9 protein-coding genes are annotated in these 11,360 nt (G+C 51.1%); 1 reads left to right on the top strand and 8 read right to left on the bottom strand.

Annotation, left to right across the window (positions count from 1 at the left end; genetic code table 11):
• Positions 1-4: 4 nt before the first annotated feature.
• Genes LCF41_RS19235 through LCF41_RS19225 form a run of 3 tightly spaced genes read right to left on the bottom strand, consistent with a single transcriptional unit; the run spans position 5 to position 993 of the window.
• Positions 5-364, bottom strand: coding sequence for a TIGR03745 family integrating conjugative element membrane protein (locus LCF41_RS19235; RefSeq protein WP_225085932.1), 360 nt, complete (start codon positions 362-364; stop codon positions 5-7).
• An 18-nt stretch (positions 365-382) separates the two neighbouring features.
• Positions 383-616, bottom strand: a complete 234-nt coding sequence (locus tag LCF41_RS19230; protein ID WP_137742619.1) for a TIGR03758 family integrating conjugative element protein — start codon at positions 614-616, stop codon at positions 383-385.
• Positions 613-993: an integrative conjugative element protein, RAQPRD family gene (locus tag LCF41_RS19225; protein ID WP_225085931.1), complete on the bottom strand. Its 381-nt coding sequence runs from the start codon at positions 991-993 to the stop codon at positions 613-615. Before LCF41_RS19225 ends, LCF41_RS19230 begins: the two co-directional genes overlap by 4 nt.
• An 838-nt stretch (positions 994-1,831) precedes the next feature.
• On the opposite strand from LCF41_RS19225, the gene LCF41_RS19220 reads away from it, so the two are divergent.
• On the top strand, positions 1,832-6,328 hold the full coding sequence (locus LCF41_RS19220) for an NACHT domain-containing protein (RefSeq protein WP_225085930.1): 4,497 nt from the start codon (positions 1,832-1,834) through the stop codon (positions 6,326-6,328).
• 284 nt (positions 6,329-6,612) lie between these two features.
• On the opposite strand, the gene LCF41_RS19215 is transcribed toward LCF41_RS19220, so the two are convergent.
• From LCF41_RS19215 to LCF41_RS19195, 5 genes are read right to left on the bottom strand one after another with little or no spacing between them, the layout of a single operon-like run.
• A complete protein-coding gene (locus LCF41_RS19215) occupies positions 6,613-7,362 on the bottom strand; it encodes a TIGR03747 family integrating conjugative element membrane protein (protein ID WP_225085929.1) in 750 nt (249 codons plus the stop codon).
• Entirely contained in the window at positions 7,359-9,518 is a 2,160-nt protein-coding gene (gene traD, locus LCF41_RS19210; protein ID WP_225085928.1) for a type IV conjugative transfer system coupling protein TraD, read from the bottom strand. The genes LCF41_RS19215 and traD overlap by 4 nt, the downstream gene beginning before the upstream one ends.
• Before the next feature lie 4 nt (positions 9,519-9,522).
• Positions 9,523-10,062, bottom strand: a complete 540-nt coding sequence (locus LCF41_RS19205) for an integrating conjugative element protein (RefSeq protein WP_225085927.1) — start codon at positions 10,060-10,062, stop codon at positions 9,523-9,525.
• Positions 10,059-10,652, bottom strand: a complete 594-nt coding sequence (locus LCF41_RS19200; protein WP_225085926.1) for a transglycosylase SLT domain-containing protein — start codon at positions 10,650-10,652, stop codon at positions 10,059-10,061. The genes LCF41_RS19205 and LCF41_RS19200 overlap by 4 nt, the downstream gene beginning before the upstream one ends.
• On the bottom strand, positions 10,634-11,350 hold the full coding sequence (locus tag LCF41_RS19195) for a TIGR03759 family integrating conjugative element protein (RefSeq protein ID WP_225088229.1): 717 nt from the start codon (positions 11,348-11,350) through the stop codon (positions 10,634-10,636). The genes LCF41_RS19200 and LCF41_RS19195 overlap by 19 nt, the downstream gene beginning before the upstream one ends.
• Between the last annotated feature and the right edge of the window lie 10 nt (positions 11,351-11,360).

Below are 11,360 nucleotides of genomic sequence, written 5' to 3'. Positions count from 1 at the left end.
CCTCTCACAAAATGCCGGTAGCTTCGGTCAGCAGCCAGATACCGATCACCAGCAGCACCGCCCCAACCGCAACCGTCAGGCCGAACTGGCCCCAGGTTTTCTTGCCGTTGTGGATCTCGGCGTAGGTGCCATACGCGTGATAGCACACGCCGATGAACATGCTGGCGACCACCAGAAGCGCGACCAACAGGACGATGTCGTAGCCGTAGTTGCGGATGGTTTCCATGATGCCGCCACCGGTGCCTCGCGAGGGATTTTCCAGTTGCGGCAATCCTTGTGCGAACGACAGTGAGGACAAGGTGGTCAGGCTCAAAGCCAGTGCGACGCGCTGAGCGAAGCGAGTGGGAGAATGGGGGTATTTCATGGAGTTGATCCTTTCTGGTTACGAGAGGAGGAAGAACGTCAGTACGAGGTACATCGCGAGAAAGCGCACGATGACACCGAGGAACTGACGCTGGTTGAGCTGGTTCTCGGCCCAGCCGACGTAGGCGGTGCGGATGGCCCATGCACCCCATAGCAGCAGAACAGCGAACACGATGCCGATCAGGACAGTGGACATGGCTGCTGGTGTGATACTGCTGTTTGCCTGGAAGGCGCTGATCTGTGCGGCAGTCATGGCTGGCCTTCTGGGGAGACGTTGCTGCGCTCGGATACCGATTCCTGGCGGTAGTGACTGCTCAGCTCGGTGGCGTCGCGCGGCTGGGCGCGGGACGGCGACAGATGGAACTGGATGCCTGCGCGTACACGCGCTAAATCATCGAGCAGCCGGGGGTAGTCGAAGTGATAGCGCTCGCCTGGTACTGTGGGGGCTCTGGATGCGCTCTGCGCAATGAAGCGCTCTAGGGCGTCGAGTTGGCGCAGTGTGGCAGCCAGTTCTTGACGCTGGGCTGATGTGTCGGCATGGGCAGTCAATGGGCTGACCAGCATCAGAGCGGCGGAGAGAAAAATGAGCGCGCTGTAGTGCGCAGCGCGAAGTCGGGTTGGGGGAACCATCACTCCATTCCTCTGTTCGTTGAGCAATGGCGTGATTTTGGAGAAATGGGTGCTTCAGGGCTGCAAACAATAAGAACTGTGCAGTTACCGGTTTTTTAAATTTTGTGGCCCATGCAGTAAAAATTCAGGTTTTTAGGTTTAATATTATTTTTGAAAAATCATCGGTGTGTGGTTGTGAGCGAGATGTAGAAAGCAAAATGTTGCCTGCGTTGATAAGCCAATTTAATGTGGGATGGCTATTTTGAATGGGTTGTTGGGGGGATATAAGGGTAGATGGCAACATAGAATGGTTGAGGAATTTAATGGTATGTATTTTTTTTGTGTGTAAGGTAAAGCTGCCGCCTAAAACCCGCTAGCTGAAAGGCTGCTTGCTGGATAAGCCGGAAATCATTTTTGGAAGTGCTGTGCCAGAGGATAGCCCATACTTGTCAATTATCTGCTATTTACGAATGGCATCCTGTAGTTGTTTTTGAGTTACGTCCCTTAATATTGCAGAAAAACGATAATAGGGATTTTATTTCCCGTTGCTATAAAACTGGCACTACGTATCTGAGTAATTGTGTTCGCTTCTGTAGAAACCAGGGGGATAGAAAATATGGCCAGACCACTAAAAGACTGAAATTAGGTATTTGCGGCTTACATGAAAAACATGACACCTCCGACAATTGGCTATTCAGTTGATTTCAATTGTCTGAAAGGGTGAGAAAATTGAACGCTTAGCTTCATCGACTTGCCCTATCGACTCTTTTCATAAGCAGCCGTTAGAAAATCTCAATATGAGGATTTCTTTTCTAGTTTTTCATAGTCTGTTATTTGATCAGCGAATTGGAGGATTGACTTGTTAAATTTTTCGAAAATAAATGCCTTTGAAACGGGGCAAAGAGAGTCCTTTGAGGAACTGATTTGTCTTCTGGCAAAGCGAGAATATCCTGAGGGAGTCATGAGATTTCAGAGGATTGAGGGAAGTGGTGGGGACGGTGGAGTAGAGGCACTTTGGATAGCTAGCGACGGATCGAAATTAGGCTATCAAGCCAAATATTTTTTGCAACTTGGCCATAAGCAGTGGTCGCAGATTGACGAGTCCGTCAAGCGTGCGCTGGAAGTTCACCCTGAACTTACAAACTACGTGGTAGCTCTACCGATCAATCTTACAAATAAGCGAACGTTTCTTGGGCTTGGAAAATCTGCTTGGGAAAAGTGGGAGGCTAGAGTTGAGACGTGGACTGGTTGGGCCCAAAAAAAAGGCCTGAGTGTTAAGTTCGAGTCTTGGACTGCAACCGATATCAACGACATGCTTTTTAGAGAAGAGAATTTCAGTCTTATAAAGCATTGGTTCGGAGAGCAAGCTCTTGGTTTAAATTGGTTCAAGAAGCACTTTTTCATAGCTAAAGGCTTACTGGATGACAGATACAGCCCCTCTGAACACGTCCATGTATCCTTAGAGGCTATGTTCGATGCCATGGTTCGTGGGCCATCCACAATGTCACAAGTTAGGGAGTACTACACTAATTTAAGGAAGCATAATTTTTCATCAATCGATTTTAATAAACTTTTTCTGCAGCCCAGTCAGTCCGACATTGATAATGCAGAACAGGCTTTGATTCGTCTGCTTGATACAGAGAAAGTCTTTTCACCCAATGTTAGAGATGAGTGGCACACAACGGCGGTTCTGAATGCATTGGACGAGTACAGCAACTCTCTTCACCCCCTAGAAGCCGTACTCAGTGCTGCTAGGCAGAACACCAAAACAGATTTAGAGGTTCTTGCTCTTCACAGCACCGAAATAAGTATGTCGAAGGCTCGTAGTGCGATCTACAAACTAAAATCATTTACGAATAGTAAGAACTTGCGTGCCGAGCACTCGCGGTATGCGATTGTTACCGGCCCTGCTGGGGCGGGCAAATCGCACTTGCTGGCTCATATAGCAGATCTTAGACTTTCAATGGGGGAACCAACCATTCTTCTGGTTGGACAGAGTTTTTCGAACGCTGATGTTTGGGGGCAAATCGGCGCATTACTTGATATCCCAGAGAAGACTGCCGCTGAAATTCTGGGCCTTCTTAGTGCTGCGGCAGAGCGCCAAGGTAAGCGCACACTAGTAATGATAGATGCGATTAACGAGGGAGTTGGATCTGACTTCTGGCGCGATCGAATTGTAAGTTTATTGAAGCAAGCTGAAAATTACCCAGACTTGGTATTTGTCTTTTCGTGCCGCGAAGAGTATCTGTCTTTTGCATTTCCAAAATCAGTTATCAATGAGGCCTGCCTCTTTCGAATAGAGGGTTTTCAAACCATTCAGGAAATGGAGGCTGCGGCAGAAAAATATCTGGACCTGAAAGGCATAGCCAGGCCAAATACTCCATGGTTATCCCCAGAGTTCAGAAATCCACTTTTTTTGAAGAGTACCAGCGAAGCCCTGCAGACAAAAGGTGAGGTGGAGTTTCCTAAAGGATTGCACGGAATTTCACAGCTTATGTCGTTTTATTTAGATTCCCTCTCAATGCGTACCGGGTTGGCTAGCGTCGATTACGATCTTTTAGCATCTGCTATCAAGAAATCAGTTCAATCTATTGCTGGAAAAATGGTCGAAGCTGGCGAAGATTTTGTGGAGCTAATGGAAGCCGATAAAATCGTAAACGAAGGGTTCGCGCATCTTTCCAAACCAGCAAATATCACTTGGTTAGGGGTTTTGATCCGCTCCAGCATATTAAGGCGTGATCCTCCTCCCATAAATGAAGGAAGTGATCCACTTAATCCTTTGCAAGATCGTATTCGGTTCGCTTTTCAACGTTTTCAAGACCACCTTATGGCACAAGCGATCGTTTTTCAGCTAAATCCTAGACGATTACGCACAGCTTTTGAGCCCGGTGGAGAACTGTTGTTCTTGTTCTACGACAATGATGTGAAAAATGGTTTCTCATACAATCATGCTGGGCTTTTGGGAGCACTTTCTACGCTCTATCCAGAGAAGTTTTCTATCGAGTTTGCAGATACCCTTCCAGAAGGAGTGATCCTTTGGGAAGACAACCACATACTACAAGAAGCCTACGAAACAAGCTGCAAGTGGCGTCGCTTGGATGCATTCACAGCTCGAAGCATTGAACTATTCAACATGCTTGATGAGCGATGGTGCAATAAATTAGCACTTCTAATCGAAGTTTCGATGACTATCAATCATCCTTGGAACGCTATATTTCTGCATAATTGGTTATTCGATCAAGAGATGGCAAAACGCGACAGCTATTGGACGAATTGGGTCAACTGGGCTAGTAACGAAGAAGGCAACCAAGTTGAACGTCTCATCTCTTGGGCAAATGGGACGGCAGATGCCGATACCAGACATCTTGAACTTGCTGGATTAGTGATAGCTTGGTTGCTTACTTCCTCCCGCAGGACGACGCGTGATCAGGCTTCAAAGGCTTTGACATCGATTTTCTTACGTCAATTAACAGGTTTCCAATTTGTTTTAGATAAACTATCAGAATGTAATGATCCATATCTTTTAGAGAGATTATATTCTGCTGCGTTCGGATCTTGTTGTATTGATCAATCCATAGAACGTTTAAGCTCTTATTCGAGTGCTGTATGGAATGCTGTTTTTTTACATGGTAATCCACCAGTTGCTCTGCTAACTAGAGACTACGCGCTGGGTATCATTGAGCTGGCAAAAGCCAATAACTGTCTTAGCACGAACGTAGATTTTGAGCGATGTCTACCGCCTTATGGCTCAGTGGCTCCAGAATTCGAGCTGACTTCCGAAGGTGTTGAAGAGATTGCTAACGCGCGAGGAGAAAAGACAATCTTTAGGTCTGCATCAAGCGAGTGGGGGGATTTTGGGAAATATATCATCCCAAGTCGCGTTAAGACCTTTCTTGCTACACCACTGACAGATCCTTCCCCTATTTCTGCCGATAAAGTTAAAGAAAAATTCATCGAAGAAGTTATCTCGTCTAGTGTGGAAAGAATTGAGGCGTTTGATGAATTCAAGAAGATTCGTGCCAAACCACATCTGTGGCTATTAAGGTACATAACCACGCAAGAAATATCGGATGCTGAAGCAGCGAAGTCAGAAAATGAGACCACCGCAGAGTTATCTGCTTCTCGGGGAAGAGTTGAAGAACTTTTGTCTGAATCCGAGAAATTGCGATTTATGAAAGACTATTTGAATGAAGACGGTAACCATTCACAGTATCAGCACATAGACGTTCAGCAGTGTAGGCTCTGGGTCACCAAACGGGCTTACGAACTTGGTTGGTCCAACGAACTTTTCCCGCTAGACGGTCGCGGTACTTATGGGTCCCGGCATGACAATGATTTTGAAAGGATCGGAAAAAAATATCAGTGGATAGCACTGGACGAAATTACAGCACGATTATCTGACAATTTCTGGTACTTAAATGAGTGGCCTGAGTCTCCTTTAATATATCAACACTCCTCCCAAGATTTTCGTAGGGATATCGAACCAACAATATTGCCTTGTAATCCTCGTTTTTCAGCGCAATTAAATGCCGATGAAGACTGGATGATTGAACCAATCATTCGACTGCCTGAAGTCTCAGAAGCGAATCTTAAAGATTGGCCCTTCAATGAAGATCCGACTATAGATTTTCAGGCTAAGTTGCAACGTATTGACATAAACGGGAAGAAGTGGCGCATCCTCTATGAATATAATGGTGAAAGGCAAAATTACCCTGAGGCTCGAGGAGCTATGCATAGTGCTCGTTATGAAGAGTTTCGTTTTATCTATTGTGCATTTGTAAAATCAAAAGACGTAGATAAATTTGTTGCGGGTCTGAGAGAGAATCAATCGTTGGATGTTACAGATTTACAGCCACGCGATTATATAGATGGCCCATTTTTTTTGGAGGCCTATTGGAGAGATACTTGGAATTCTGAACAATTCACGAGGGAACTCCGAAGTTCCCCGGGAGTAAAGTTTTCAAACTCTGTCGCAAGGTATAATTGGGAAAGCCACCTGGATAAAACAATTCAAGATGGTTTTGAAGTATATATGCCTCAAAGATGGCTGGCTGATGGCTTGGCTATCAAGCTTGCCGAAAGTAGCACGAGGTTTTGGACCGATATAGATGGCAATGAGATAATCAAGATTTTAGGGTCGGATAAAGATGCATCTGCAGTTCTAATATGCGAAGAGGCAATCGGAAAGTATTCTGAGAAAGAAGCATTAACACCAGTTTGGTTATTGATTGGGGAGCGAAATGCATGGCCTGGAGGGGACAATGCCCAAAGTTGTTGGCGTAGGTCTGAAGGTGCCTGGTGGCAGTCGAACGGCGAATGGAAGCATATCGCATGGAACCGTGATATTAAGCGATGAAATAGTGATGGTTAGGCCTGTTCCTCATTGATTAATACAGACTGATGTTAACAACGTCTACTTATGGTGCAGAGCTGCTTATCAGATTAAGTTTGGTTCTGTGCCGTAGGTCCGAATTAATGAAAATAATGAAGCATTATGAAATTGGTAAATACTTACTTTCGTTGGATGGTTGCCCCGAGATAAGTGCTCGTTTTCGATAGGCAGATTTCATTATGTCCTAACATAGAATATTGCTGGTCATGTTCGAACAATAGAAATAAAAGCTTGATAAGCAAGCACTGCTACAAATACTTTTTAAAGCTACTCGCCGTCAGCGCCACCGCTACGCCCAGCAATCCAGCACCAGGCAGCAGGATCAGCAGCGGATGCACTGATACCGGCAGTGCCAGATAAGTTACCCAGGGCAGCACAGCCAGCGGCAGTAACGCGGCCTTTGCCCTGTGGTAAACGAAGCCTGATTCTCGACCCGCTCCAAACCTGCGTACATCGCGCCGCACCAGGCCATCAACCAGGCCCACAAACACAGCCATGACAATGAGCGGCAATGTCAGTACCAGCACCAGCAAGCGCACCATGAACGTCAGTATGGTGAAGGCTGCGGCGATCAGATAGTTTTCCGACCACACATAGACTTGGCTCACAAAGTAGCGGAAGTCGCGCCTGAGTGTCTGGTTGGGAGCACGCGCACGTTCGGCAGTCTGCTTCATGCGCTCAAGTAGTCCGGTCTTGATGAACATCCATTCATAGCCGGTGTCAATGAGCTGGTGTGCCGTGCGGCCCGGCTCCTGCACGATGACGCTGCGGGTAAAGTTATTCGACAGGTGTCCCAATTCGTACTGCAGCATCGCCTGCGAGTGTTGCCAGCCCTGATCTTTCCAGAAAAGATGCATGCCTGCGCATTCCACGATGATCGAGATCAGCAATGAACCAATCAACACACCAACCAACCTGAATGGCAAGGTGATGACACTGGCCAGCAGGCTTTTCCGGTGTGTCTGCTGATGTTGTGCCGTAGCCGCTGGATCGCTCATGGCGCTTTACTCTCGTCGATAATATTGTCGGCATCCTCATCAAGCAGTTCAGGCGGTATCGCTTGCTCCTGTAGCGTAGGCGACCCTTGGTTCTGCCACCATTGACCGGTATCGGTGTAGCTTTGGCGCATGTAACCAGCCAATTGCTGAAGATCCGTCGGCATGATTTCATCTGGATCGGGGGCGGGTAGGGGCATGCGGACTTTACACAGGTTGCCACCCTGCAGCAGCGCGAAGCATTGCCCTTTCGGAAGTTGAACAACGTGTGACGGCTCAATCATCGGCACGCTTGACATGCTGATGCGATCCTGCGTGTTGCTGGTGAAGTCGGTTTTGGTGTGGATGTCGGAGCTGTCTGTTGCGCCACTGACCACCGTTGTGGTGTAGACCTCCACCTTGGGCAATTGCTTGGTGAGCAGTTCAGCGGTGGCTGTCTCGCGCACGCGCAGCATGAACAGGTTGGTGAAGTTTCCGACGACCTGTCCTGCTTTGGCGCGATTACCGATACGTGCTTCGATATCGCTCAGGGTTTGAGTGTAGGCGGTGACCTGGATGCCGGCACCGCCACCTTTGTTGATCATCGGGATGAATTCGTTACCCATGAGTTCGTTGAATTCATCGGCATGAACGTTGATTGGTACTTTGGTGTCAGCCGATGCGCCGGGCAGGCCGTCGTCGATACCGAATTTGTAGATGTGTCCGGCTACAGAGACCATATCGCTGAACATCGAGTTGCCCACTGCGGCGGCGACTTCGGCATCGGATAGCGCATCGAGCCCGACGTAGACCACTGCGCGTTTCCTGATGATCTGCATCCAGTCGAAAATCGGCCTGGGGTCGTTCAGATCTGAATAGTTCGGTGCCAGCAATTGGGCAATTTTGCCGCTGGTGAGTTTTTCAAGCAGGGGCAACAGGCTGGCGACGATCTTGTCGAAATAGGTTTTGTCGTAGCGAACCGCCGATCTCAAGCCATCCAGTACGGGGTCGTAGTTACGGGCTTGACTGAGGTATTGCTCAAGGGCCACCACGCGCTTTTCGCGCCCGATCATGTTCCTAGGAATGTTTTTCTCGTTGAGCCTGGCTTCAATCTGAACGATGACTTCCCAGGCCTTGGGTTCCGTCCGGGCGAAGTAGTGCTGTGCGTATTCGATGAACAAGGCGTCGATATTGATGACGTGCCGCTGGATCAGCATGTAGTCTGGTCGTTGTCCCAGTTCAATCAACGCTCTGGCGATGATGTTGACGAACCGCCAGGCAAACTCCCGGAAGGCCGCGCTGTTTCCTTCTCCCGATAGCTGGCCCGAGATACGCGTCGCGACCTCGGAAATTCGCCCGAAGCGGCCTACCGCGTTGTAACGGGCGCTGATCTCTGGCCACCCCAGATGGAACACGTAGAACGCGTTCTCTCTGCCTGCGCGTCTTGCCTCGACGAACATCCTCTTGAGCAGATCTGCGTCTCCTTTAGGGTCGAAAACAATGACCACTTCATGCTCACCGAGGTGATTCTTTCGACGAATGTCCTGGGTGATGAACAGTTCGGCCAGCCGCGTTTTGCCCACGCGTGTGGTGCCCAGGACGAGTGAGTGGCCAACGCGTTCACCCAGCGGCAGGCTGACGTCGACTTCCTCCGGCTCGATGCCATGCAGGCGCGGCAAGCCGCCAACAGGCGGTAATGGCCGTACCGGATTGAGCGGGATATCCCAGGTCGTGAGTCGGGGCAGTTGCGACAGCGGAAAGGAGGCGAACTCCAGCCGTTCCTCCAGGCGACGTGCCAACTGGTAGGCGGGTGTCGGTTCCACATAGCGTCTGAACTCGGGTCGGTAGGTCTGCATCAATCTGTGGGTGTGCTTTTGTTCCCAGCGAAACCCTTTGCCAATGAACAAGCGTTGTTGGCTGACAGGGACATCCTTGCTTGTCATCACGTAACGTGGCAGGCGACGGATATTGCGGCGGTAGCGCAGGATCACCTGCGCATCGCGCCAGCGCAGTACGCCAAAGATCCCGAAAGCCAGTGCGCTACCGATGCCGATGTCCGGACTCAGCGCGAGCGACCACGGTGCAGCTACGCACAGCAGCGCGGCTCCGGCACAAACGGCAACGGTGTAGAGCTCCACAGGGGGGCGCAGCAGTACCTCGACCGGCTGAGTCTGTGCCATTGTGTTATTGCTCAATACCCGTGCTGGTGATGAGCACGGGGTAATGTCGCAGGCCAAGGCGTTCGGCCAAATCATCGGCTGCAACGGGCGCAAGCTGCAGACCTGGTACGGCTGTGCGCAGGCGTACCAGGCCCTCCTCGGTCTCTACGTTGACGACCAGGCCGACGGCACCACGCTCTCGCAATGATGCGCCCTGACGTTGTAGCCACGTAGACGATGCTTCATCGTCGCCAACCAGGAAGAACGGCTGCAGGCCAGGAGCGTCAATGATCCGGCGTGCTACGGTGCCGGGGGTGAGCTTCGGGCTGCGCACTGGCAGCATATCCGCTTCGGTGGCTGGATTGACCTGCACCGAGGAGAGTGCAATAGGGGGGCGTGGCCTATCGGGTGAACGTGCTTGAAGACTGAGCGCTTCGTAGTATGGCAGGGCGGATGCCCCGCCCAGGTCTTCCACCACGATGGGCGGCTGTGCCGCGTGCAGCAACGGCGGTACGGTGGTGATGGTCAGGAACAGGCCGTATACGGCAGCGATACGGGAAGTCATGGGGAGGTCTCCTTGCTGACAGTGGGGGCGAACAATTGCTGTTGTGGTCCCAATACACGCTGAAGGTGCTGCGACACACTGCGGCGGTAGCGTGCCGCCGGAGCACCTCCTGCTGGTCGGTGGTAGCGACCAATGGCCAGCAACCAGTCTTCGCCGGGTGTGTGCTGCTCTTTGAGGATCTGCGCAGCGATTGTCAGGTTGTTGTACGGATCGAGTAATTCACAGGGCTGGCGGTAGCGGTGCTTCTGCCAACCGAGATTGATTTGCCCCAGGCCCACGTCGATGCGTGTAGGCGGTACGTCTTGCAGAGCCTGATGCACTCCTGCGCAGGCTTGCGCCTGGCTGGCATATCGGCGTGACTGGCCGGCGATATTCAGCGACCACGGCCACGGCACGATACGTTCTCTCCGGTACACGCCACTTTCCTGCAACGCCACGGCATACAGGACGACGGAAGGAATACCTGCTCGTCGGGCGGCCAACTGGTAGGCGGGTGGAGGGATTTCCTGCGCCTGGGCCAGACTGGTCAGCAGCAGGTACGCCAGTAGTACATTCAGGCGCTGCATGGCGTTCAGGGCTGGCGTTGCCATTGACCATTGACCTGCCTGAGACTGGCGGGCAGTTCTCCGGGTATGCTCAGAGACAACCAGCGACCGGCATCGTGGTTCAGGGTGATAGTGCCATTACGCACCCGTACCGGGTCGATCCGGGCACGCTTGGCCCAATCGCGGATACGCGCATCGTCTTGCCGCGAGCCGACCATGTACAGGTCGAATTCAGTCCCAGAGGCTTGCAGGCGTTGTACGTGCTCGGTGCACGAGAGGCAGTCGTCTTTGACGAACACTGCCGTGCGGCCATTGCCGATCAGTGCGTTGCTGTTGGGGGCGGCATCCGGCAGGTTCACCCGCTGCATGCCGGGGTTCAGCCTTTGCCAGGCTTCATCGTAAGCACGCTGATAGGCCAGCAGCTTTTCAACGCGACGTGCTTCTGCCTGTACTTGCAGTTCGGCATAGCGTTGTCGTTCGTCGTCACTGCGTGCCTCGATGCCCAATGCTGATAGTGGGTCGAGGTTGGGTGAGTATGTGCCGAGCGGCCCCTCCATGAGTTCGCGGTAACGCTGCCATTCCTCAGCATTCAGGCCCCAGCCCTGAGCCAGAGGCTCGTCTCGGTGCTGTTCGACCTGGGTCGGTACGATACGGGACTGCATCGTGGTGGGTTGCTGTGCCATTGTGGGAAGTGGAAGGGCGGTCACCGCAACTGCGATGAGGATTGTCATCAGGCGTTTCATGGTCTTCTCC

Source organism: Pectobacterium colocasium (genome assembly GCF_020181655.1).
Classification (GTDB): domain Bacteria; phylum Pseudomonadota; class Gammaproteobacteria; order Enterobacterales; family Enterobacteriaceae; genus Pectobacterium; species Pectobacterium colocasium.
The sequence above is the reverse complement of the archived record's forward strand: the minus strand, read 5'-3'. Positions and strand labels throughout refer to the sequence as shown.

What these genes read in the sequence shown, in the direction of transcription:
- LCF41_RS19215 (WP_225085929.1), bottom strand. Translation starts at nt 7,362, where the DNA reads ATGAGCGATCCAGCGGCTACGGCACAACATCAGCAGACACACCGGAAA.
- traD (WP_225085928.1), bottom strand. Translation starts at nt 9,518, where the DNA reads ATGGCACAGACTCAGCCGGTCGAGGTACTGCTGCGCCCCCCTGTGGAG.
- LCF41_RS19235 (WP_225085932.1), bottom strand. Translation starts at nt 364, where the DNA reads ATGAAATACCCCCATTCTCCCACTCGCTTCGCTCAGCGCGTCGCACTG.
- LCF41_RS19230 (WP_137742619.1), bottom strand. Translation starts at nt 616, where the DNA reads ATGACTGCCGCACAGATCAGCGCCTTCCAGGCAAACAGCAGTATCACA.
- LCF41_RS19205 (WP_225085927.1), bottom strand. Translation starts at nt 10,062, where the DNA reads ATGACTTCCCGTATCGCTGCCGTATACGGCCTGTTCCTGACCATCACC.
- LCF41_RS19195 (WP_225088229.1), bottom strand. Translation starts at nt 11,350, where the DNA reads ATGAAACGCCTGATGACAATCCTCATCGCAGTTGCGGTGACCGCCCTT.
- LCF41_RS19225 (WP_225085931.1), bottom strand. Translation starts at nt 993, where the DNA reads ATGGTTCCCCCAACCCGACTTCGCGCTGCGCACTACAGCGCGCTCATT.
- LCF41_RS19200 (WP_225085926.1), bottom strand. Translation starts at nt 10,652, where the DNA reads ATGGCAACGCCAGCCCTGAACGCCATGCAGCGCCTGAATGTACTACTG.